Source organism: Pandoraea morbifera (assembly GCF_902459575.1).
In the GTDB taxonomy this organism is placed as follows: Bacteria; Pseudomonadota; Gammaproteobacteria; order Burkholderiales; family Burkholderiaceae; genus Pandoraea; species Pandoraea morbifera.
In genome coordinates this window covers 206,749-228,802 of the sequence record NZ_CABPSD010000009.1, presented here as the reverse complement: position 1 = coordinate 228,802, position 22,054 = coordinate 206,749, and the positions used below count along the sequence as shown (strand labels likewise).

The window sequence follows — 22,054 nt, the reverse complement described above, 5'->3', positions numbered from 1 at the left end:
TGCCGTCATGCGTCTGTTCATTCTCGCGGTCGGGCACAAGATGCCCGGCTGGATCGAGACCGCCTTCGCCGAGTACGCCAAGCGCATGCCGCCCGAGCTGCGCATCGAACTCAAGGAAATCAAGCCCGAGCAACGCTCCAATTCCCGCACGGCCGAGACGGTCATGGCCGCCGAAGCGCAGCGCATCGACGCCGCCCTGCCCCGGGGCTGCCGTCTGGTGTGCCTGGACGAGCGCGGGCAGGATCTCACCACCATGCGCCTCGCGCAGTCGCTCACCGGCTGGCAGCAGGACGGGCGCGACGTGGCGTTCGTGATCGGCGGTGCCGACGGGCTCGACCCGGCGCTCAAGGCACGCGCGGACACCCTTATCCGGCTCTCCAGCCTCACCCTGCCCCACGGCATGGTGCGCGTACTCCTCGCCGAGCAGCTCTATCGCGCGTGGAGCATCACCGCCAATCATCCCTATCACCGGGTCTGAGCGCACTCGCGGCGTCGACTCCGGCCGGACCTTCCCGATGTCGGGAATAAGACAGAAATAAGTCATACCGTCTTGTGCAGTGCAACGCCACGTTGCACCGCGCTTGCCGCTGCCCGCAACCCTGCGTCGGCAGGCCTGTCCCCCAACGTTGTCAATCCCCGCCAGACGTGGCGTTGCAACAGCGTTTGTGCACTGCGAGTGGAAAAAACATGACAGCGTGTTAGTCTACGCGGCGCTACAAGGTTCGCATCGCGAACAACAAGACTTCTCGTGAACCACCGGAGATTGGCATGAAGCAACCTTCCCTGCGCAAGTTCGCCCTCGCCGGCGTCGGCGCCGCAATGATGCTCGGCATGAGCGCGTCGGCCCTGGCCGCCACCGAGATCCAGTTCTGGCATTCGATGGAATCGGCCCTCGGCGAACGCGTCAACCAGATCGCCAACGACTTCAACGCGTCGCAGAGCGATTACAAGATCGTCCCGATCTACAAGGGCAATTACGAGCAGGGCCTCGCCGCCGGTATCGCGGCATTCCGCGCCGGTAACGCGCCGGCGATTCTTCAGGTGTACGAAGTCGGCACCGCCACCATGATGCAGGCCAAGAAGGCCGTGAAGCCGGTCTGGCAGGTCATGAAGGACGCCGGCGAGCCGTTCGACGAGAAGGCCTTCGTGCCGACCGTGGCCAGCTACTACGCCGACAGCAAGACCAACCACCTCGTGTCGATGCCGTTCAACAGCTCGACCCCGGTGCTGTACTACAACAAGGACGCCTTCAAGAAGGCGGGCCTCGACCCGAACACCCCGCCGAAGACCTGGGCCGACGTGCGCACCGATGCACAGAAGCTCAAGGCCGCAGGGCTGTCGTGCGGCTTCACCATGGGCTGGCAGAGCTGGACGCAGCTCGAGAACTACAGCGCCTGGCACGGCCTGCCGTTCGCCACGAAGAACAACGGCTTCGACGGTCTTGACGCCAAACTCGAATTCAACGGCCCGCAGCAGACCAAGCACATCCAGTTCCTGGCCGACATGGCCAAGGAAGGCTCGTTCACGTATGTGGGCCGCAAGGATGAGGTGACCTCGAAGTTCTACAGCGGCGATTGCGGTATCGCCATGACGACGTCGGGTGCGCTCGCGAACATCGCCAAGTATGCGAAGTTCAGCTACGGCGTGGGCATGATGCCGTACGACGCCGACGTGAAGGGCGCTCCGCAGAACGCCATCATCGGCGGCGCCAGCCTGTGGGTGCTCGCGGGCAAGTCGGCCGCCGAGTACAAGGGCGTGGCCAAGTTCCTGAACTACCTCGCCTCGCCGGCCGTGGCGGCGAAGTGGCACCAGGACACCGGCTACCTGCCCGTCACGAAAGCGGCCTATGAACTGACCGAGAAGCAGGGCTTCTACGCGAAGAACCCGGGCGCCGACATGGCCATCAAACAGATGCTCAACAAGCCGCCCCTGCCGTTCACGCGCGGCCTGCGTCTGGGTAACATGCCGCAGATCCGCACTGTCATCGACGAGGAGCTCGAAGGCGTGTGGAATGGCAAGCAAACGCCCAAAGCCGCACTGGACAAGGCGGTCAGCCGTGGCGACGACCTCCTGCGCCGCTTCGAGAAGCAGGGCAGCTAAGCTGCCCCTGACGCGCGACGACACCGGTGCCGCAGGGACGATTCCTGCGATCGCCGCGAAACTCGCGACGTTACAATGACACCACCCGGCTCGCCGTCAACGCGGGCCGGGTTGGTTTTTTTTGATCGATACGTTTATGGCGCATAACACCAGAGAACGCCCCCGCTTCGGCACCGGCTGGCTGCCCTACGCGCTCGTCGCCCCGCAGCTCTTCATTACGGTCGTCTTCTTCCTGTGGCCGGCGGGCGAGGCCCTGTGGCAGTCCACCTCGGCGCAGGACGCCTTCGGCCTGTCGAGCCAGTTCGTGGGCCTCGACAACTTCACCGCGCTGTGGGGCGATCCGCTCTACCTCGCATCGTTTCGCACCACGATGATCTTCAGCGGACTGGTCACGGTCTGCGGGCTCGTCATCTCGCTGCTGCTCGCGGCCATGGCCGATCGCGTCACACGCGGCAAGCGCGCCTACCAGACGCTGCTCATCTGGCCGTACGCCGTGGCACCCGCCATCGCCGCGGTGCTGTGGGCCTTCCTCTTCAATCCCAGCATCGGACTCGTCACGTACGGCCTGGCCAAGCTCGGGATCGAGTGGAACCACGCCCTGAACGGCGGCCAGGCGATGTTCCTCGTCGTGCTCGCCTCAATCTGGAAGCAGATCAGCTACAACTTCCTGTTCTTCTACGCCGGGTTGCAGGCCATTCCCCGCTCGCTGGTGGAAGCGGCGGCCATCGACGGTGCAGGCCCGGTGCGGCGCTTCTTCGGTCTGGTGCTGCCGCTGATCTCGCCGACGACCTTCTTCCTGCTCGTGGTGAACCTCGTATACTCGTTCTTCGACACGTTCCCGGTGATCGATGCCGCGACCGGCGGCGGCCCGGGCCAGTCGACGATGACGCTGATCTACAAGATCTACTCGGAAGGCTTCAAGGGGCTCGACCTCGGCAGCTCGGCTGCCCAGTCGGTGGTGCTGATGGCGATCGTCATCGTGCTCACGGTCGTGCAGTTCCGTTTCATCGAACGCAAGGTGCAATACGCATGATCGAGAACCGTCGCGGCCTGGATATCTTCTGCCACGTCATGCTGATCATCGGCGTGCTGCTCGTGGTCTTCCCGCTCTATGTGGCGTTCGTCGCCGCCACGATGAACGAGCAGGAAATCTTCAGCGTTCCGCTCTCGCTCGTCCCGAGTACCCATCTGTTCGAGAACCTCTCGACCATCTGGGGACAGGGCACGGGCGACGCGGCCATGCCATTTGGGCTGATGCTGGGCAACAGCCTGTTCATGGCGCTGGTCATCACGATCGGCAAGATCTCGGTGTCGATCCTGTCGGCCTTCGCCATCGTGTATTTCCGCTTCCCCCTGCGCAACCTGTTCTTCTGGCTCATCTTCGTCACGCTGATGCTGCCGGTCGAAGTGCGCATTTTCCCGACGGTGCAGGTGATCTCGAGCCTCGGGCTCATCAACAGCTATGTGGGCCTGACGGTGCCGCTCATCGCGTCGGCCACCGCCACCTTCCTGTTCCGGCAGTTCTTCATGACACTGCCCGACGAACTCGTCGAAGCCGCGCGCATCGACGGCGCCGGTCCGATGCGCTTCTTCGTCGACGTGGTACTGCCGCTGTCGAAGACCAACATCGCGGCGCTGTTCGTCATCACCTTCATCTATGGCTGGAATCAGTACCTGTGGCCGATTCTCGTGACCAACGCACCGTCGATGACGACGGCCGTGGTGGGCATCAAGAGCATGATCGGCAGCGGCGACACCGCCACGCAATGGCAACTCGTCATGAGCGCCACGCTGCTCGCCATGCTGCCCCCGCTCGCGGTGGTGCTGCTCATGCAGCGGTGGTTCGTGCGCGGTCTGGTCGATTCGGAAAAGTAATCATGGCAAATCTCAAACTCCATAGCGTCAAGAAAACCTACGACCAGAAGAACTACGTCCTGCACGGGGTCGATATCGACATCGAGGACGGCGAGTTCGTAGTCATCGTCGGCCCGTCGGGCTGCGGCAAATCCACGCTGCTGCGCATGGTCGCCGGCCTGGAATCGGTGAGCGAGGGCAGCATCCTGATCGGCTCGCAGGTCGTCAATCAGCTCGAGCCGAAGGATCGCAACATTGCGATGGTGTTCCAGAACTACGCGCTCTATCCGCATATGGACGTGCGCCAGAACATGTCGTACGGCCTGAAGATTCGCGGCATCGACAAGAAGACCATTGACGAGCGTGTGCTCGCCGCCGCGCGCATTCTCGAGCTCGAACCGCTGCTCGCGCGCAAGCCGCGCGAACTCTCGGGCGGTCAGCGCCAGCGTGTGGCGATGGGGCGGGCCATCGTGCGCGAACCGGCCGTGTTCCTGTTCGACGAGCCGCTCTCGAACCTCGACGCCAAACTGCGTGTGCAGATGCGTCTTGAAATCCAGCGCCTGCATGCCCGCCTGAAAACGACCAGCCTGTACGTCACGCACGATCAGGTCGAAGCCATGACGCTCGCCGATCGCGTGATCGTCATGAACAAGGGCTACGCCGAGCAGATCGGCACGCCCACGGAAGTCTACGAGCGCCCCGCATCGCTCTTCGTGGCCGGCTTCATGGGCTCGCCCGCGATGAACCTGCTCAAGGGGCGCATCGACTCGGAAGGCCGCACGTTCCAGGTCGATGGCGGCGGTCCGTCGCTGCGCCTGCCGCCCACGAGCCTCGCGCACGCCAACCGCGAACTCGTGCTCGGTGTGCGTCCCGAGCACCTGATTCCCGCCGAACAGCAGAACGGGCTGGGCGCCTTCGCCGCGCAGACGAGCATCCAGGTCGACCAGCTCGAACTGCTTGGCGCCGACAACCTCGTGCATGGCCGCTGGGGCGACCAGGGCGTGACCGTACGCCTGCCGCACGAACTGCGCCCGGCGGCGGGCTCGATCGTGCCGCTGGCCATCTCCGCCAAGGCGCTGCATCTGTTCGATCCGGCCACGGGCAAGCGAGTCGAAGCATGAGCGATACCGCCCTCCCCCCGCATTTGTGGCCCCACTGGCCCTATCCGCGCATCGTGTCGCACCGCGGCGGCGGCAAGCTGGCTCCGGAGAACACGCTGGCGGCCTTCGACATGGGCGCCTCACTCGGCCTGCGCATGGTGGAGTTCGATGCCAAGCTCTCGGCCGACGACGTGGTGTTCCTGCTGCACGACGACACGGTCGACCGGACCAGCAACGGTCATGGCGACGCCGCGCACATGACGTACGCCGAGATCGAGAAGCTCGATGCGGGCAGTTGGTTCGACGCCCGGTTCGCGGGGCAGACGATGCCCACGCTCGAGCAGGTCGCCAAACGCTGTCTCGCGCTGGGGCTGGCCGCGAACGTTGAGATCAAGCCGTGCCCGGGCCGCGAGGCTCACACCGGCAAGCGCGTCGCCGAAGCCGTGCGGGCGCTGTGGGATGGACAGGCACAGATGCCGCTGCTGTCGTCGTTCTCGTATGAAGCGCTCGAAGCCGCGGCCGCGGCCGTGCCCGAATTGCCGCGCGGCATGCTCTACGAGGCGATTCCCGAACACTGGCGCGATGACGCCCGCCGTCTCGGTACCGTCTCCCTGCACGCCAGCCATCGATATCTGGACGGCCCCAAGGTCGCGCAAATCAAGGCGGCCGGGTTGCACATGCTCGTCTACACGGTCAACGACCCGGGGCTGGCTCGCGAGTTGGCCGCCTGGGGGGTCGACGCCATCTGCACCGACCGCATCGACCTGATCGGCGCCGACTTCCTCGAAGGCGCCTGAACCCCTTGAAAATGCCTTCGGGCGCACCACCCCCCACGCTGGCGGGCGTGGGCGCAAGGCGGCATAATAGGGCGTTCCCTCGCCCAGCCCATCCAGCGGCCCGGCACACGATTGCGAATCGAAACGAATTCGTGTGCCGGGCTGGACGAATTCAAGCCAAGCCGCCATGCCGTACATCTATCTCGCTTCGCAAAGCCCCCGCCGTCAGGAACTGCTGCACCAGCTCGGCGTTCGTTACGAACTGCTGCTGCCCGGGGCCGATGAAGACGCCGAAGCGCTTGAAGCCGTACTGCCTGGCGAGCCACCCGACGATTACGTGCAGCGCGTCACGCGCGCCAAGGCCGAAGCCGGCGTGGCGCGGCTGGCTCGCGCCGGCCTGCCCGCCGCGCCCATTCTGAGCGCCGACACGACGGTTTGCCTCGACGGCACCATCCTCGGCAAACCCTTCGACGACGCCGACGCACGTGCCGTACTCGCCCGCCTGTCCGGCACGCGTCATCGCGTGCTGACCGCCGTGGCGGTGTGCGCGCACGGGCAGATTCATCAGGCCCTGAACATCTCGCACGTCTGGTTCCGGCCGCTGCGTCGCGAGGAAATCGAGCGCTACGTCGCGTCGGGCGAACCGAAAGGCAAGGCAGGCGCCTACGGCATCCAGGGCAAGGCCGCGGAATTCGTCATGCGAATCGATGGCAGCTACTCCGGAATCATGGGACTGCCGCTGTGTGAGACCGCCGCGCTGTTGCGCCAGGCGGGCGTCGACTTCTGACGCGTACTGCATTTGCCAAGCCATTCGAGTCCGGTCGACACCTTATGAACGAAGACATTCTGGTCAACATCACGCCACAGGAAACCCGTGTGGCGCTCATGCAGCTCGGCGCGGTGCAGGAGCTGCACATCGAGCGTACGCTCTCGCGAGGGCTGGTCGGCAACATCTATCTGGGCAAGGTCGTGCGCGTACTGCCGGGCATGCAATCGGCGTTCATCGATATCGGGCTGGAGCGCGCGGCGTTCCTGCACGTGGCCGACATCTGGCACCCGCGCACGAACAACGACACCTCCACGCCACACCCGCAGCCACCCATCGAGAAGACGGTGTTCGAAGGCCAGACGCTCATGGTGCAGGTCATCAAGGATCCGATCGGCACCAAGGGCGCCCGGCTCTCGACGCAGATCAGCATTGCCGGGCGCACGCTCGTCTACCTGCCGCAGGAGCCGCACATCGGCATCTCGCAGCGTATCGAAAGCGAGGCCGAGCGCGAAGCGTTGCGCAGCAAGATCCAGGCGCTGGTCCCCGCCGACGAGAAAGGCGGCTTCATCGTGCGCACGATCGCCGAAGACGCGGCCGACGCCGAGTTGGCCAACGACATCGCCTACCTGCGCAAGTCGTGGCAGACCATCGGAGAACAGAGCACGCGCGTGCCTGCTCCGGCGCTGCTCTATCAGGACCTGAACCTGGCGCAGCGTGTGCTGCGCGATTTCGTCCACGAGGAAACCGGCAAGATTCTCGTCGACTCGCGCGAGACGTTCCAGAAGCTGGCCGAATTCGCCGCCACCTACACCCCGGCCGTGCTCGGCAAGCTCACGCATTACACCGGGGAGCGTCCGCTGTTCGACCTGTACAACGTGGAGACGGAAATCGAGCGGGCGCTGTCGCGTCGCGTCGACCTGAAGTCCGGCGGGTACCTGATGATCGACCAGACCGAAGCGATGACGACCATCGACGTGAACACCGGTGGCTACGTCGGTGCGCGCAACTTCGACGACACGATCTTCAAGACCAACCTCGAAGCGGCGCTGATGATCGCGCGCCAGTTGCGGCTGCGCAACCTGGGCGGGATCATCATCATCGACTTCATCGACATGGAAAGCGCCGAGCATCGCGACTCGGTGCTCGCCGAGCTGAAGAAGGCGCTCGCCCGGGACCGCACCCGCATCACCGTGAATGGCTTCTCGCAACTGGGGCTCGTCGAGATGACCCGCAAGCGCACGCGCGAATCGCTTGCCCACGTGCTGTGCGAGCCGTGTGCCGTGTGCCAGGGCAAGGGCCAGGTGAAGACGCCGCGTACGCTGTGCTATGACATCCTGCGCGAAATTCTGCGCGAATCGCGTCAGTTCAACCCGCGCGAGTTTCGTTTGATCGCTTCGCAGGAAGTCGTCGACCTGTTCCTCGAAGAGGAGTCGCAGCATCTGGCGATGCTCATCGACTTCATCGGCAAGCCCATCTCGCTGCAAGTGGAATCGACGTTCCACCAGGAGCAGTACGACATCATTCTGATGTAACGCGTCTTATCCCTCGTTCGCGCCGACGTCATGCCTTACACGAACTACGACAATCTTGCGGCATCGAGCGAGGCGCTCGACAAGCACGCGGTTGCACGTCACTCGACCTGGGTGAGCATCTGGGTCAACGTGGTGCTCACGGCGGCGCAGATCGTCGTCGGCATCTTCGCGCGCTCGCAGGCGCTGATCGCCGACGGGATTCACTCGCTGTCAGACATCGTGTCCGACTTCGTGGTGCTTGCGGCCGCCCGTGGTAGCGCGCGCGCGCCGGACGCCGATCACCCATACGGACACAGCCGCTACGAGAATGCGGCCTCGCTGTTTCTCGGCGCGATCCTGCTGGCAGTGGGCGTCGGGATGTTGTGGCGAGGCGTCGAGCGTTTGCTGCATCCGGAGGAAGTTCCGGAAGTCCACACGATTGCCCTGGTGGTCGCGGTATTCGTGCTGGTGAGCAAGGAAGGCCTCTTTCGCTACATGCTGCGCGCCGCCCAGCGCGTGCGCTCGGCGATGCTCGTCGCCAACGCCTGGCACGCCCGCTCCGACGCTCTGTCGTCGCTCGTGGTCGCATGCGGCATCCTCGGCAATCTCGCCGGCTATCGCATTCTCGACCCGCTCGCGGCCGCTCTCGTGGGGCTGATGATCGGGCGCACCGGTTGGAAATTCGGCTGGAACGCCTTGCAGGATCTCATCGATCGCGGCGTGGACGACGCCACGACCATCACGATTCGCGAACGCCTGCTCGCCACACCCGGCGTACGTGCGCTCGACATGCTGCGCACGCGGCGCATGGGCGACGAGATCGTCGTCGACGTGCACATCCTCGTCGACGCCCGGCTGTCAGTGTCCGAGGGGCACTACATCGCCGAACAGGCCCGCGCCGCAGTCATGCGCGAGCCGCAGATTCTCGACGTGCTCGTGCACGTCGATCCCGAAAGCGACGCCAAGGGTACCGCCTTGCAGGAGTGGCCCGCGCGCGCCGTGGTTGTGGGCGCGGCCGAAGTCCTGTGCCGGGCCAATGGCCTGGCCCTGCGCGACGTCAATCTGCACTACCTGAACAACAGGCTGGAAGCCGACGTGACCGTCGAGACGCAACCCGAACCGGCGTCGCCCGCATACTCGGCCGAGCCGACCGATGGCGCTTGGGAACCGGCGTCGCAGACGGTCGCCGACGCGCTCGCCGCACACTTTGCCCCGCTCGGACTGCGTCACGTCCGGGTGCTACGGGTTACGGGCGAGACGTCGGCAATGGCGGCAGACGCCGGGGCCGACACCCCCGGCGCCACTCCGTAGCCAAAAAATGAATCGGCCGCCGGGCCCTCGGTCGGTTGACGCGAGCACCACGGCGGCCGATGCGGATCGGGCACCAGGATCGGACGGGGCAAGCGACGCCCCGTCGCGACATCAGCCTTCGTGCCGGTAGTCCGCGAACAGCATGCCCTGTCGGTCCTTGTCGGAGACGAGCGGGGTGATGCCCTCCAGCGGCCAGGGAATCGCCAGCGTCGGATCGTCCCAGCGGATGCAACGCTCGAATTGCGGCGCCCAGTAGTCGGTGGTCTTGTACAGCACCTCGGCCGTCTCCGACGTCACGACGAATCCATGGGCGAACCCCGCGGGAATCCATAGCTGCTGCTTGTTCTCGGCGCTCAGTACTTCGGCGACCCACTTGCCAAACGTCGGCGAGCCCTCGCGGATGTCGACGGCCACGTCGTAGATCTCACCCTGAAGCACGCGCACGAGCTTGCCTTGCGGCTGCTGCACCTGATAGTGCAACCCGCGCAGCACGCCGCGCGCCGACCGGGACTGGTTGTCCTGCACGAACGTGAGCGTCTCGCCCAGCGCGGTGTCGAAGTTGCGCTGATTGAAGCTCTCGAAGAAATAACCCCGGGCATCGCCGAACACTTTCGGCTCGACGACCTTGACGTCGGGAATGGCGGTAGCAATCAGTTGCATGACGGATATCTCTGTGGGTCGGGGCGATCAGAAAACGCGCTCTCGCAGCATCGTCAGCAAATACTGGCCGTAGCCCGTTTTCGCAAGCGGCTGCGCCAGCTTTTCGATGTCTGCGGCCGTGATCCAGCCGCGGCGATAGGCGATTTCCTCCGGACACGCCACCTTCAGACCCTGACGGCTCTCAATGGTCTGGATGAACGTGCTGGCTTCGAGCATCGACTCATGCGTGCCGGTATCGAGCCAGGCATAACCACGCCCCATGATCTGGACATTGAGCTTGCCGCGACGGAGGTACTCGTTATTGACGTCGGTAATTTCCAGCTCACCGCGCGCCGAAGGCTTGATGGAACGCGCGATGTCGATCACGTCGTTATCGCAGAAGTACAGCCCCGTGACGGCGTAGCGCGACTTCGGCTCCTTGGGCTTCTCGACCAGCTCGATCGCCTTGCCGGCCTCGTCGAACGTCACCACGCCATAGCGCTCCGGATCGTGCACCGGGTAAGCGAATACCGAGGCACCGTCCTGCTGCGCGTTGGCCTTGGACAGCAACCCGGCGAATTCATGACCGTAGAACAGGTTGTCGCCAAGCACCAGGGCGCAGGGATCGTTGCCGATGAAGTCCGCCCCAATGAGGAATGCCTGCGCCAGACCGTCCGGCGACGGCTGCACGGCATATTGCAGATTCAAGCCCCACTGGCTACCGTCGCCGAGCAACTGCTCGAAGCGCGGCGTGTCTTGCGGCGTCGAGATGATCAACACGTCGCGAATGCCAGCCAGCATCAGCGTGGTCAGCGGGTAATAGATCATCGGTTTGTCGTACACAGGCAGCAGTTGCTTGGAGACGGCCAGCGTGGCCGGGTACAGGCGAGTGCCCGATCCTCCGGCCAGAATGATGCCTTTGCGTTTGATGTTCATAGGTACCTCAATCCTTCTTTTGATAGTGCGTTTCGATCCAGCGCTGGTACTCCCCCGACTGCACCTGGCGCACCCATTCGCCGTTCGCGAGGTACCACTGTACCGTCTTGCGCATGCCGGTCTCGAAGGTCTCGGCCGGACGCCAGCCCAGTTCGCGCTCGAGCTTGCGTGCATCGATGGCGTAGCGGCGATCGTGGCCAGGGCGATCAGTCACGAACGTGATCTGGTCAGCGTACGACTTGCCGTCGGCACGCGGTGACAATTCGTCAAGCAACTTGCACAGATGCTTCACCACCGACAGATTGTTTTGTTCGTTCCAGCCACCCACGTTGTAGACCTCGCCCAGCGTCCCCCGGGCAAGCACTTCGCGAATCGCCGAGCAATGATCGCCGACGTAAAGCCAGTCCCGCACGTTGCTTCCGTCGCCGTAGATCGGCAGCGGCTTGCCCGCTACGGCATTAGCGATCACCAGCGGAATCAGCTTCTCGGGGAACTGGTACGGGCCGTAGTTGTTCGAGCAGTTGGTCGTGAGCACCGGCAGGCCGTAGGTGTGGTGATAGGCGCGCACCAAGTGATCGGAGCCGGCCTTCGAGGCCGAGTATGGGCTGTTGGGTGCGTACGGCGTTGATTCGGTGAAGGCCGGATCGGTCGGACTCAGCGAGCCGTAGACTTCGTCGGTCGACACGTGCAGGAATCGGAACGCTTCGCGCGCTTCGCCCTCGAGCGAGCCCCAATAGGCGCGCGCGGCTTCGAGCATGGTGAAGGTTCCGACGATGTTCGTGTGCACGAAATCGCCCGGACCATGGATCGAACGGTCGACGTGGCTCTCTGCCGCGAAATGCACCACGGCGCGCGGGCGGTGCTCGGCGTACAGACGGTCAAGCGCGGCGCGATCACAAATATCGACCCGTGCAAAGTGATGACGAGTATCGTGCTCAAGACTGGCCAGGTTCGCCATGTTGCCGGCGTAGGTCAGCTTGTCGATGGTCACGACCGGCTCGTCGTGTTGCGCGAGCCAGTCCAGAACGAAGTTTGCGCCGATGAAACCGGCGCCGCCAGTCACGAAGATCATAAGTATCGAAAGTTTGTAAGGAGTCGGTTCAACGGGAACGCGGCACGCGCCCCATCAGGAAGAATTCGTCGTTCGGACGCATCGAAATCGCGTTGGCCAGACGGTTGGACATCCCGAAGAAGGCCGTGATCGCGGCAATGTCCCAAATGTCCTCGTCGTCCAAACCGTGCTCGCGCAGCGTGGCGTAATCGTCGTCGCCCACCTCGTGCGAGCGCTCGCACACCTTCATGGCGTAAGCGAGTATCGCCTTCTGGCGCGGCGTGAGGTCCGCCTTCAAATAGTTGACGGCCACCTGGTCGGCCAGCAACGGCTGCTTCTCGTAAATGCGCACCAGCGCGCCATGCGCCACCACGCAATACAAACACTGATTCGCCGCGCTGGTTGCGACCACGATCATTTCGCGCTCGCCCTTGCTCAGGTTGCCACCCTTGAGCATGAGGGCATCGTGGTAGGCGAAAAATGCCCGAAATTCGTCAGGACGATGCGCAAGCGTCAAGAATACATTAGGCACGAACCCCGCTTTTTCCTGCACCTCGTCGATTCGCGCGCGAATATCGGCCGGCAGCCCGGCGAGCTCGGGCACGGGAAAGCGACTGATCGGCGGTTGACTCATCGTGTTCACCTCATCGACGGGTAACGCAGGTTTCTCGCGCGCCTGCGACATCGCGATCCAAACGTAACAAAGGTAAAAAAACGTAGCGAAACGTTACGAGACGCCCGCGCGCCCTCAGGCTTCCTGTTGCTGGGCGTACTGGATACGGTGCAAATGGGCGTAAAGGCCATTATGCGCCACCAGTTCGTTGTGCGAGCCCTGCTCCACGATGCGGCCATGTTCCAGCACCACGATGCGATCGGCGCGCTCGATGGTCGACAGACGGTGCGCGATCACCAGCGTGGTGCGCCCTTCCATCAGCACCTCGAGCGCCGCCTGCACATGACGCTCGGACTCCGAGTCGAGCGCGGAAGTCGCTTCGTCGAGAATCAGGATCGGGGCGTTTTTGTAGATCGCGCGGGCAATCGCCAGACGCTGGCGCTGACCGCCCGAAAGGCGCATGCCATTGTCGCCCACCATCGTCTGCACGCCGTCGGGCATGGCCGCGACCGCATCGGCCAGGTTGGCCGCCCGCAGCGCCGCCTGCACGCGCTCCGGATCGATTTCCTGGCCGTAGGCCACGTTCGCGGCGATGGTGTCGTTGAACAGCACCACGTCCTGGCTGACGAACGCGATCTGGCTGCGCAGGTCGGCCAGACGCAGTTCATCCAGCGGAATATCGTCGAGCAGAATGCGCCCGCCGGTAGGGTCGAAGAAGCGCGGCACCAGATTGACCAGTGTCGTCTTGCCGCTGCCGGACGGACCCACCAGCGCCACCATCTCGCCAGGCGCGACATCGAGCGAAATCCTGTCGAGCGTCGGACGCTCGGCCGCACCGTAATTGAAGCTCACCTGATCGAACGTCACGCGCCCCTTGGCGCGCTCGAGCCGGCGATCACCGCCCGTGGGCTCGACTTCCACGTCCATCACTTCGAAAATCAGCTCGGCGGCCGTCACGCCGCGTTGCAGCGGCTGGTTGACGTCCATCAGGTGCTTGAGCGGCGAGACCACCAGCAGCAACGCCGTCACGAAGGCGGTGAAGCCGCCGACGGTCATCTCGCCCGACGACGATTCGATCATCGCCACCGTGATGACGATGGCCAGCGCGAGCGACGCGAGCGCCTGCGTGACGGGTTGTGCAAGCCCGCCCGACACAGTCACGCGCATGGCGTAACCGCGCAGCGTGCCGGTCATCTTGTCGAAACGTGACTTCTCGTAAGCTTCGCCGTTGTGGATCTTCACGACCTTGTAGCCGCCCACCGCCTCCTCGACCACGTACGACAACGCATTGGTCAGTGTCTGCTGCTCGCGGTTCAGGCGGCGCAGACGGCGGTTGATCTTGCCGACCAGCCAGCCGATGAGCGGCAGAATGACGGCCACCACGAGCGTGAGCCGCCAGTTCAGATAAAACAGATAGCCCAGCAGACCGACGACGGTAAGCGAGTCGCGCACCAGCGTAATGAGCACCGTGGTCAACACGCCGAGCACCTGGTTGACTTCGTAGACGATGGCGTTGATGAGCGTGCTGGTCGTCTCGCGCTGGTAGTACGCCGCCGGGGCGTGCAGCAGACGCTCGAACATCCGCACGCGCAGATCGAGCAGCACGCGGTTCGACACCCACGAGAGCATGTAGTTGGCCGAATACTGCGCCAGCCCCCGGATGACCGCCAGGCCGATCACTGCGGCGGGTACGTACCAAAGCTTCCAGGGATCGCCGCCCGAGAAGCCCTTGTCGAGTACCGGCTTGAGAACGGCCGGAATGGCGGCTTCGGTTCCCGCCACGAGCGCCATGGCAAGAACGGCCAGAAGGCCCATGTGCCAATACGGCTGGAGATAGCCCAGCAGACGGCGAAGAATCGGGCCGGTGGGCTTGTGCGTTGCGCTCATGTAAGTCGGGAACGGCGGAAAAACCGCTATTCTAACGTACCGGCCGGTCTCGCCGGGACGTGTCCGAGCGAGACTCGGACGCCACCGCAAAATTCGCCGTGGGGCCTGCGATTCGGGTCGTCAGGCGCGCCGCGGCGCGGGGGGAACCGGTATACTCCCGCCCATGGCAAGCGCACTCGAAGTCCTCCGTACCGTATTCGGCTATAACGCATTCCGTGGCGATCAGGCCGCCATCGTCGACCATGTGGCCGACGGGGGCGATGCGCTCGTCCTGATGCCCACCGGCGGCGGGAAGTCGCTTTGCTATCAGATCCCGGCGCTGCTGCGCCCCGGCATCGGCATCGTCGTCTCGCCGCTCATCGCCCTCATGCAGGACCAGGTCGATGCGCTGCTGCAAGCCGGGGTGCGCGCCGCCTATCTGAACTCCAGCCTCGGTTTCGACGAAGCGCTCGATACCGAGCGCCGCGCCGCACGCGGCGAGCTCGATCTGCTGTACGTTGCGCCCGAGCGCCTGCTGACCGAGCGCTTTCTCGATCTGCTCGATCGGCTCGACGAGCGCGGGCAACTGGCGCTGTTCGCCATCGACGAAGCGCATTGCGTCTCGCAATGGGGCCACGACTTCCGCCCGGAGTACATCCAGCTCTCCGCACTGCACGAACGCTATCCGCGCGTACCGCGCATCGCGCTGACCGCCACTGCGGATGCCGCGACGCGCGACGAGATTCAGACCCGCCTGGGACTGACCGAGGCGCGCCTTTTCGTCTCCAGTTTCGATCGGCCGAACATCCGGTACGAGATCGTCGATCGCGACAATCCCCGCAAGCAGTTGCTCGCCTTTCTCGGGCGGCATCGCGGCGAGGCCGGCATCGTCTACTGTCTGTCGCGCAAGAAGGTGGAGGAGACGGCAGCCTGGCTCGAAACTCAGGGTATTCCGGCCCTGCCGTATCACGCGGGGCTCGACGCCGAGGTCCGACGCACGCACCAGCAGCGGTTCCTGCGCGAGGAGGGGCTGGTCATGGCGGCCACGGTCGCCTTCGGCATGGGCATCGACAAGCCGGACGTGCGCTTCGTCGCGCATCTGGACCTGCCCAAGAGCCTCGAAGCGTACTATCAGGAGACGGGACGCGCGGGCCGGGACGGCGAGCCGGCCGAAGCCTGGATGACTTACGGGCTGAACGACGTGGTGGTCCATCGCAGCCGCATCGACGAGTCGAATGCGCCCGAGCTGCAGAAGCGCATCGAGCGGCAAAAGCTCGACGCCCTGCTTGGCTATTGCGAGGCGCCGCGTTGCCGACGCACCGTGCTGTTGTCATATTTCGGCGAGATGAGCGAGCCGTGCGGCAACTGTGACGTCTGCCTGAACCCGCCCGAAGTTTTCGACGGGACCATCGCCGCGCAAAAGGCACTCTCTGCGATTCTCCGCACGGGCCAGCGTTTCGGCGCCGGTCACCTCATCGATCTGCTGCGCGGGCGCAGTACCGACAAGATCCGCATGTTCGGCCATGAGTCGCTGCCGACATTCGGCGTGGGCGGCGAACTCGACGACCAGGGCTGGCGCGCCGTCTTCCGTCAATTGATCGCCCATGGCCTGATCGAGCCAGACAGCAGCCAGTACGGTGCGCTCACGCTCAACGCGGCGGCCAAGCCAGTGCTCAAGGGAGAAACGACGCTGATGCTGCGACGTCAGCGCGCCGCCGTGGGCAAGAAGGGGCGGTTTGCCGGTTACGCCTCGTCGCCGGCCATCGAGCTCGACGTCGCCGATCAGAAACTGTTCGAAACGCTGCGCGCCTGGCGGCAGGACATGGCCAAGACGCAGCAGGTGCCGGCTTACGTTATCCTGCACGACCGCACCCTGCGCGAACTCGCACAGCGCCGTCCGCGACATCGTGAAGGGCTGGCCGATATTACAGGCCTCGGCGAAGCGAAAATCGAACGGTATGGCGAAGCCCTCGTCGAGCTGCTCAATGCCTAGGCGCGCGACGCGTCGATCCGACCGGCGTCGACACCACGTCCGGGCCTCGGCCCCGATATTGCTATTTCGTGAGCGTTCATGACCGAAACCTCATTGTCCGCCGCGCCGTTGAGTGCCGCTGCGGCGCAGCGTCTGCCACTGACGGTGACGATCCTCACGCGCAATGAGCGCCACAACATCGCCGAGTGCATCGCGTCGGTGCAATCGTTTGCGTCGCAGATCGTCGTGGTGGACAACGCGAGCAACGACGGCACCGCCGACATCGCCCGCACCGCCGGCGCCGAGGTGTATGTCACACCGGATTGGCCGGGCTTTGGCCCGCAGAAGAACCGGGCCTTGTCGTACGCCAGCCAACCGTGGGTGCTTTCGCTCGATGCCGACGAACGCGTGACGCCCGAGTTGGCGACCGAGATCGCGGCCGCGCTCGGCGACACCTCCCGTGCCGGCTTCCGCATGCCCCGGCTGTCGCAGTTTCTGGGCCACTGGGTGCAGCACTGCGGCTGGTATCCCGACCATGTGCTGCGGCTATTCCGCCGCGAAGCCGGACGCTTCTCCGACAATCTCGTCCACGAACGAGTGATCGTCGACGGTGCGATCGGAACGCTGTCGCACCATCTGCTGCACTACAGCTACACGGAAGTACGTCAGGTGGAGGACAAGATCCAGCGTTACGCGCGAGCCGGCGCCAGGGAGATGGCATTGCGCGGCAAGCGAGTCTCGCCGCTCAAGCCGTGGATCAATGGTGGGTGGGCCTTTGTTCGCACCTACTTCCTGCGCCGAGGATTCCTGGATGGCGCGACCGGCGCCGCCATCGCGCGGATGAACGCGCGCAGCGCCTTTCTGAAGTACGACCTGCTGCGACGCGGGGAAAGCTGACGTCGCCCCCAGGCGGAATGGCAGTCACGGCCTGCGCGTCCGCGCCGACGCGTTACCTCGCCAACGCCCGCTTCACGCGGGAACGGAAAAGCTCCCAACGCAACTTCCCGTCCTGGACGGGCTCGGCCAGGCGTCCATCATTGCCGGTCGGCACCGGCTTGCCACGGCGCAGGTAGTAGCGATCGAAGATCGACTGTGTCATGCCCCACTTGCGCAAAAACTGGGTGCGGCCGTCGTTCTTCACGACCTTGCCCGTGCTCTTGCACTGGAAGTGATACACGAGGCTCGCCCCCACGCCGACGAAACGCCGGGCGCCCGCGGCCCACATCTTCATGGAGAAGTCGTTGTCGCTGCTCATGCCCGGGCTCAGCTCGGTGCTGTAACCGCCCACCAGGAACCACCAGTCGCGATGCACGAGGGTCGGCGGCCAGGTGGCGCCAAACCAGTCGGGCTTGCGGTAGTTCGGCACGGCGGCAAGCAGCGCGGCTTCGTCGAACGTGTCGACCTCTCGGCCGAAGTCATGCACCAGCACACACGGATTGCCCGTGTCCACCGGCTCGATCATCGTGCCCGACAGCATGAACGCCGTGTCCGGCATCGCTTCCGCGCGCTCGATCAGCGCGGTATCCCAACCGGGGCAACAATACATGTCGTCGTTCAGATAGACGATGTACTTCTCGCGCGCGAGCGCCGCCGCCTGGTTCACCGCGTAACAGATACCGATGTTGTCCGGCGATGCCGTATGGTCCAGGCCTTCAGCTCGCACCCAGTCGAGCGAACCATCGGAACCGTCGTTCACGTGCACGATGATCTGGTGCGCGTAGCGCGAGTTCTGGCGAATGCTGCGCACGCAAAGCTGCAGCAGCGCCAGGTTGTTCCACGTCGGAACGATGATGGAGAACATCGGGGTTTCCTTGTTGTGTCTTTCGGCAGCGGCGCAACGCGGCACCGCTGCCGACCGCCTGCGCGCATTTCTGCGCCGGGCCGCTCGTGTCAGTAGATGACCTGCACCGAGTCGGTCGTGAGCCACTGGCGAAGCTCGCCGAGCAACTCGTCGCCCGGCTGCACCTTCCAGTCGTCGCCCAGCCTAGACTCGCATTCGGCGTCCGGGCGGCGATAGACGATGTGCACCGGCAGGCCATTCTGCTTTTCGCCATCGCCGTCGCCGTTACCGCTACCGTTGCGCCGGCCAAAGCCACCACCGCCACCGCCGTTAAACCCGCCACCACCATTGAAGCCACCGCCACCACCGCCCGCCCCGGCCGTCGCGGCCACGCGATACATCGTGCAATGCGGCTGGAGGGTGGCGCGCAGGCGCGTCCAGTCGGCATTGCCGTTGAACGACAACTTGAGCGCCCGCGCAAAACGTGCCCGCGCGCGGCCGAGATCCATCACGCTTTCGGTGGTGAAACGCAGCCCGCCCGTAAAGCTGTCCGGCCGCGCATTGCCCTGGACGATCAGCAACTCGTCTTCCTTGAACAAATGCTTGTTGGCCTCGAACTGCTCGTTGAAGATCGTGACTTCGAGCGTGGACGTGCCGTCATCGAGCTGCACGATCAGCATCTTGCCGCGCTGCGTCATCATCGTGCGCATGCTGGAGATCACGCCGGCGACCAGCTTGTCGCGGCCGTCGGTGAGATCGCGAATTCGCGTGCGCACGAAACGCCGCACTTCCTCCGCATACGAGTCGAACATGTGACCCGACAGATAGAAGCCGAGCGCCTGCTTCTCTTCCTGCAGTTTGCGCTTGTCGGTCCATGCGGGCTCGTCGGCCAACTCAAGCGGCGCCTGAAGGCTCTCGTCGCCGAGATCAAAGAGGCTGACCTGATTGGCCGCGGCGCTCGCCTGCTCCGCGGCCTCCATCGCCATCGGCACGGACGCCATCAACTGGGCCCGGTTCTCGTGAATCGTGTCGAACGCCCCGGCACGAATCAATGCTTCGATGGTGCGACGGTTCACCACGCGACGGTCGATTCGCGCACAGAAGTCGAAAAGATCGGTGAAGGGCTTGCCCTCGCGCGCCCGCAGAATTTCCTCGATGGCCGACTGACCGCTGCCTTTGATGGCGCCCAGACCATAGCGCACGGTTTTCGCGTCGGCCGGTTCGAAGCGGTAGGCGGAGACATTCACGTCGGGGGGCAACACGCCAAGACCGTTCGCGAGGCAGTCCTCGTAGAGAATCTTGACCTTGTCCGTGTCGTCCATGGCCAAGCTCATGTTGGCGGCCATGAATTCTGCGGGATGGTGCGCCTTGAGCCAGGCGGTGTAATACGCGAGCAGCGCGTAGGCGGCGGCGTGCGACTTGTTGAAGCCGTAGCCGGCGAACTTCTCCATCAAGTCGAAGATTTCGTCCGACTTTTCGCGCGTGAGGCCGTTGGCGGCCGCCCCCTTGGCAAAGATCTCGCGATGCTCGGCCATCTCCTCGGCTTTCTTCTTGCCCATCGCGCGACGAAGCAAGTCGGCGCCGCCGAGCGAGTAACCGCCGATGATCTGCGCCATCTGCATCACCTGCTCCTGATAGACCATGATGCCGTAGGTCTCCTGGAGCACCGGCTCGACGCGCGGATCCGGATATTCCACCTTTTCCCGGCCATGCTTTCGTGCACAGAAGCTCGGAATCAGGTCCATCGGGCCCGGACGGTACAACGCCACGAGCGCGATGATGTCTTCGAAGCGGTCGGGCTGGGCATCCTTCAACATACCCTGCATGCCCCGGCTTTCCAGCTGGAACACCGCCACCGTATTGGCTTTTTTCAGAATGCTGAACGCTGCCGGATCGGTGAGCGACACCTGATCGAGCGACCAGTCCTTCATCTCCGGATGCAACCGCTTGATGTAGCGCTCCGCCCAGTTCAGGATCGTGAGCGTGGTCAGTCCCAGAAAGTCGAACTTCACGAGGCCGACCGCCTCCACGTCGTCCTTGTCGTACTGACTCACGACCCCGCTGGCGTCTTCCCCGCCGCCCTGCGTGTAGAGCGGGCAGAAGTCGGTCAGTTTGCCCGGGGCGATCAATACACCGCCCGCGTGCATGCCGACGTTACGCGTCAGGCCCTCCACACGCTGCGCCAGCTCGATCAGTTGCTTGACTTCGTCCTCGGTCTGATAGCGCTCGGCGAGTTGTGGCTCTTCCTTGAGCGCGTCGTCGATCGTGACGTGCTTGCCAGGCTTGAACGGGATCAGCTTGGAGATGCCGTCAACGAAGTTGTAGCCAAGATCGAGCACGCGACCCACGTCGCGCACCGCGGCCTTGGCTGCCATCGAGCCGAAGGTGGCGATCTGCGAGACGGCGTCGGCACCGTACTTCTCCTTCACGTACTGAATGACCCGATCGCGCCCATCCTGGCAGAAGTCGATGTCGAAGTCGGGCATCGACACGCGCTCCGGGTTCAGGAAGCGCTCGAACAGCAGGTTGTATTTGAGCGGGTCGAGATCGGTAATGCCCAGCGCGTAGGCAACGAGCGAGCCGGCACCGGAGCCACGGCCCGGCCCCACCGGCACCCCGTTGTTCTTCGCCCACTGAATGAAGTCGGCCACGATCAGGAAGTAGCCGGGAAAGCCCATCTTGATGATGGTGCCCGTCTCGAATTCGAGCCGCTTGTAGTAATCGGGACGCTGCTTGTCGCGCTCGGCCTCGTCGGGGAAAAGCATTTCGAGACGCTTCTCCAGCCCCTCCTTGGACAACTGCACGAGGTAGTCGTCGAGCGACATGCCGTCGGGCGTCGGGAACAGCGGCAGCTTCGGCTTGCCCAGTTCGAGCGTGAGGTTGCAGCGCTTGGCGATCTCGACGGTGTTGGCGATCGCCGACGGCACGTCTTCGAACGCGGCGATCATGTCGTCCTGCGTGCGGAAGCTCTGGTCCTGCGTGAAGCGCCGCACACGGCGCGCATTGCCGAGCATCTCGCCTTCCGAAATACACACGCGCGCCTCGTGCGCGGTGAAATCGTCGGCCGTCATGAACTGGATCGGATGCGTGGCCACCACCGGCAATCCGGCCCTGGCCGCGAGCTGCACGGCCTGCTGCACGTAAGCCTCCATGCCCGGCTGGCCCGTGCGCTGCAACTCGATATAGAACGCGCCCGGGAATACGTCGGCCCAATGCCTGGCGCATTGCAGCGCCAATTCCGGATTGCCCGCCGCGAGCGCCATGCCGACGTCGCCCATCTGCGCGCCTGACAACGCCAGCAAACCGCGCGCCATGCCGTCGGGCTGCAGCCAAGACGCCTCGATTTCCGCCCGCCCGCGCCACTGGTTGCCCAGCCATGCCTTGGACAGCAACTGGCAGAGGTTCAGGTAGCCTTCACGGTCGCGCGCAAGCAGCAGCAGCCGCGAGGGCTTGTCGCGATCGGCCGGATTCGTGATCCAGGCGTCGCAGCCGATGATCGGCTTGACGCCCTTGCCGCGGGCTCCCTTGTAGAAACGAATGGCGCCGAACATGTTCGCGAGGTCGGTGAGCGCAAGCGCGCCCTGACCGTCCTTGGCGGCGGCCTTGACGACGTCGTCGAGCCGCACGATGCCATCGGCGATCGAGTATTCGGAATGGAGACGGAGGTGGACGAAGCGAGGTTCTGACATGGGCGACATTGTAACGCGGCCTCCCCGTCTTCCGCGCCTTCCGGAATTCCGAAATCGCCGCGCATGCCGGATGAACGCCTGCCACGC

General features: G+C 64.4%; 18 protein-coding genes. 11 read left to right on the top strand and 7 right to left on the bottom strand.

Annotation, left to right across the window (positions count from 1 at the left end; translation table 11 throughout):
- Positions 1-7 precede the first annotated feature (7 nt).
- The 9 genes from rlmH to PMO31116_RS16215 all read left to right on the top strand — a co-directional run bounded on the left by rlmH (position 8) and on the right by PMO31116_RS16215 (position 9,421).
- On the top strand, positions 8-478 hold the full coding sequence (rlmH, locus tag PMO31116_RS16255; protein ID WP_150567637.1) for a 23S rRNA (pseudouridine(1915)-N(3))-methyltransferase RlmH: 471 nt from the start codon (positions 8-10) through the stop codon (positions 476-478).
- A gap of 290 nt (positions 479-768) precedes the next feature.
- Positions 769-2,100, top strand: a complete 1,332-nt coding sequence (gene ugpB / locus PMO31116_RS16250) for a sn-glycerol-3-phosphate ABC transporter substrate-binding protein UgpB (RefSeq protein WP_023594666.1) — start codon at positions 769-771, stop codon at positions 2,098-2,100.
- Between the two features lie 136 nt (positions 2,101-2,236).
- A complete protein-coding gene (gene ugpA / locus PMO31116_RS16245; protein WP_150567636.1) occupies positions 2,237-3,133 on the top strand; it encodes a sn-glycerol-3-phosphate ABC transporter permease UgpA in 897 nt (298 codons plus the stop codon).
- Positions 3,130-3,975: a sn-glycerol-3-phosphate ABC transporter permease UgpE gene (gene ugpE, locus PMO31116_RS16240; RefSeq protein WP_150567635.1), complete on the top strand. Its 846-nt coding sequence runs from the start codon at positions 3,130-3,132 to the stop codon at positions 3,973-3,975. Before ugpA ends, ugpE begins: the two co-directional genes overlap by 4 nt.
- Before the next feature lie 2 nt (positions 3,976-3,977).
- Positions 3,978-5,075: a sn-glycerol-3-phosphate import ATP-binding protein UgpC gene (locus tag PMO31116_RS16235; RefSeq protein WP_150567634.1), complete on the top strand. Its 1,098-nt coding sequence runs from the start codon at positions 3,978-3,980 to the stop codon at positions 5,073-5,075.
- A complete protein-coding gene (gene ugpQ / locus PMO31116_RS16230; protein WP_150567633.1) occupies positions 5,072-5,851 on the top strand; it encodes a glycerophosphodiester phosphodiesterase in 780 nt (259 codons plus the stop codon). The genes PMO31116_RS16235 and ugpQ overlap by 4 nt, the downstream gene beginning before the upstream one ends.
- Positions 5,852-6,017: 166 nt before the next feature.
- Entirely contained in the window at positions 6,018-6,617 is a 600-nt protein-coding gene (locus PMO31116_RS16225; RefSeq protein WP_145864378.1) for a Maf family protein, read from the top strand.
- A gap of 44 nt (positions 6,618-6,661) precedes the next feature.
- Positions 6,662-8,131, top strand: coding sequence for a ribonuclease G (gene rng / locus PMO31116_RS16220; RefSeq protein ID WP_023872062.1), 1,470 nt, complete (start codon positions 6,662-6,664; stop codon positions 8,129-8,131).
- Positions 8,132-8,161: 30 nt separating this feature from the next.
- Complete coding sequence (locus PMO31116_RS16215; protein ID WP_150567632.1) at positions 8,162-9,421, top strand: cation diffusion facilitator family transporter; 1,260 nt, start codon at positions 8,162-8,164, stop codon at positions 9,419-9,421.
- A 111-nt stretch (positions 9,422-9,532) separates the two neighbouring features.
- On the opposite strand, the gene rfbC is transcribed toward PMO31116_RS16215, so the two are convergent.
- From rfbC to msbA, 5 genes are all read right to left on the bottom strand, one after another.
- Positions 9,533-10,081, bottom strand: a complete 549-nt coding sequence (gene rfbC, locus PMO31116_RS16210; RefSeq protein WP_150567631.1) for a dTDP-4-dehydrorhamnose 3,5-epimerase — start codon at positions 10,079-10,081, stop codon at positions 9,533-9,535.
- A gap of 27 nt (positions 10,082-10,108) precedes the next feature.
- A complete protein-coding gene (gene rfbA, locus PMO31116_RS16205; RefSeq protein WP_150567678.1) occupies positions 10,109-10,990 on the bottom strand; it encodes a glucose-1-phosphate thymidylyltransferase RfbA in 882 nt (293 codons plus the stop codon).
- 13 nt (positions 10,991-11,003) lie between these two features.
- A complete protein-coding gene (gene rfbB, locus PMO31116_RS16200) occupies positions 11,004-12,068 on the bottom strand; it encodes a dTDP-glucose 4,6-dehydratase (protein WP_150567630.1) in 1,065 nt (354 codons plus the stop codon).
- A gap of 28 nt (positions 12,069-12,096) precedes the next feature.
- Positions 12,097-12,681, bottom strand: coding sequence for a peroxidase-related enzyme (locus tag PMO31116_RS16195; RefSeq protein ID WP_150567629.1), 585 nt, complete (start codon positions 12,679-12,681; stop codon positions 12,097-12,099).
- 114 nt (positions 12,682-12,795) lie between these two features.
- A complete protein-coding gene (msbA, locus tag PMO31116_RS16190) occupies positions 12,796-14,547 on the bottom strand; it encodes a lipid A export permease/ATP-binding protein MsbA (RefSeq protein ID WP_150567628.1) in 1,752 nt (583 codons plus the stop codon).
- 163 nt (positions 14,548-14,710) lie between these two features.
- Here msbA and recQ point away from each other — a divergent pair, with 163 nt between their 5' ends.
- Together recQ and PMO31116_RS16180 are read left to right on the top strand one after the other, a co-directional pair.
- Positions 14,711-16,519 (top strand): DNA helicase RecQ, encoded by a 1,809-nt coding sequence (gene recQ / locus PMO31116_RS16185; protein WP_150567627.1) that lies wholly within the window; start codon positions 14,711-14,713, stop codon positions 16,517-16,519.
- Between the two features lie 78 nt (positions 16,520-16,597).
- Entirely contained in the window at positions 16,598-17,395 is a 798-nt protein-coding gene (locus tag PMO31116_RS16180) for a glycosyltransferase family 2 protein (protein ID WP_425494800.1), read from the top strand.
- 52 nt (positions 17,396-17,447) lie between these two features.
- Here PMO31116_RS16180 and PMO31116_RS16175 read toward each other — a convergent pair whose 3' ends face one another.
- Entirely contained in the window at positions 17,448-18,299 is an 852-nt protein-coding gene (locus tag PMO31116_RS16175) for a glycosyltransferase family 2 protein (protein WP_150567626.1), read from the bottom strand.
- Between the two features lie 89 nt (positions 18,300-18,388).
- Positions 18,389-21,976 carry a DNA polymerase III subunit alpha gene (dnaE, locus tag PMO31116_RS16170; protein WP_150567625.1) on the bottom strand — a complete coding sequence of 1,196 codons (3,588 nt, stop codon included), beginning with the start codon at positions 21,974-21,976 and terminating at the stop codon, positions 18,389-18,391.
- Positions 21,977-22,054 lie beyond the last annotated feature (78 nt).

Coding starts and splice junctions, on each gene's coding strand:
- rlmH (WP_150567637.1), top strand. CDS start 8: ATGCGTCTGTTCATTCTCGCGGTCGGGCACAAGATGCCCGGCTGGATC.
- ugpB (WP_023594666.1), top strand. CDS start 769: ATGAAGCAACCTTCCCTGCGCAAGTTCGCCCTCGCCGGCGTCGGCGCC.
- ugpA (WP_150567636.1), top strand. CDS start 2,237: ATGGCGCATAACACCAGAGAACGCCCCCGCTTCGGCACCGGCTGGCTG.
- ugpE (WP_150567635.1), top strand. CDS start 3,130: ATGATCGAGAACCGTCGCGGCCTGGATATCTTCTGCCACGTCATGCTG.
- PMO31116_RS16235 (WP_150567634.1), top strand. CDS start 3,978: ATGGCAAATCTCAAACTCCATAGCGTCAAGAAAACCTACGACCAGAAG.
- ugpQ (WP_150567633.1), top strand. CDS start 5,072: ATGAGCGATACCGCCCTCCCCCCGCATTTGTGGCCCCACTGGCCCTAT.
- PMO31116_RS16225 (WP_145864378.1), top strand. CDS start 6,018: ATGCCGTACATCTATCTCGCTTCGCAAAGCCCCCGCCGTCAGGAACTG.
- rng (WP_023872062.1), top strand. CDS start 6,662: ATGAACGAAGACATTCTGGTCAACATCACGCCACAGGAAACCCGTGTG.
- PMO31116_RS16215 (WP_150567632.1), top strand. CDS start 8,162: ATGCCTTACACGAACTACGACAATCTTGCGGCATCGAGCGAGGCGCTC.
- rfbC (WP_150567631.1), bottom strand. CDS start 10,081: ATGCAACTGATTGCTACCGCCATTCCCGACGTCAAGGTCGTCGAGCCG.
- rfbB (WP_150567630.1), bottom strand. CDS start 12,068: ATGATCTTCGTGACTGGCGGCGCCGGTTTCATCGGCGCAAACTTCGTT.
- PMO31116_RS16195 (WP_150567629.1), bottom strand. CDS start 12,681: ATGAGTCAACCGCCGATCAGTCGCTTTCCCGTGCCCGAGCTCGCCGGG.
- msbA (WP_150567628.1), bottom strand. CDS start 14,547: ATGAGCGCAACGCACAAGCCCACCGGCCCGATTCTTCGCCGTCTGCTG.
- recQ (WP_150567627.1), top strand. CDS start 14,711: ATGGCAAGCGCACTCGAAGTCCTCCGTACCGTATTCGGCTATAACGCA.
- PMO31116_RS16180 (WP_425494800.1), top strand. CDS start 16,598: ATGACCGAAACCTCATTGTCCGCCGCGCCGTTGAGTGCCGCTGCGGCG.
- PMO31116_RS16175 (WP_150567626.1), bottom strand. CDS start 18,299: ATGTTCTCCATCATCGTTCCGACGTGGAACAACCTGGCGCTGCTGCAG.
- dnaE (WP_150567625.1), bottom strand. CDS start 21,976: ATGTCGCCCATGTCAGAACCTCGCTTCGTCCACCTCCGTCTCCATTCC.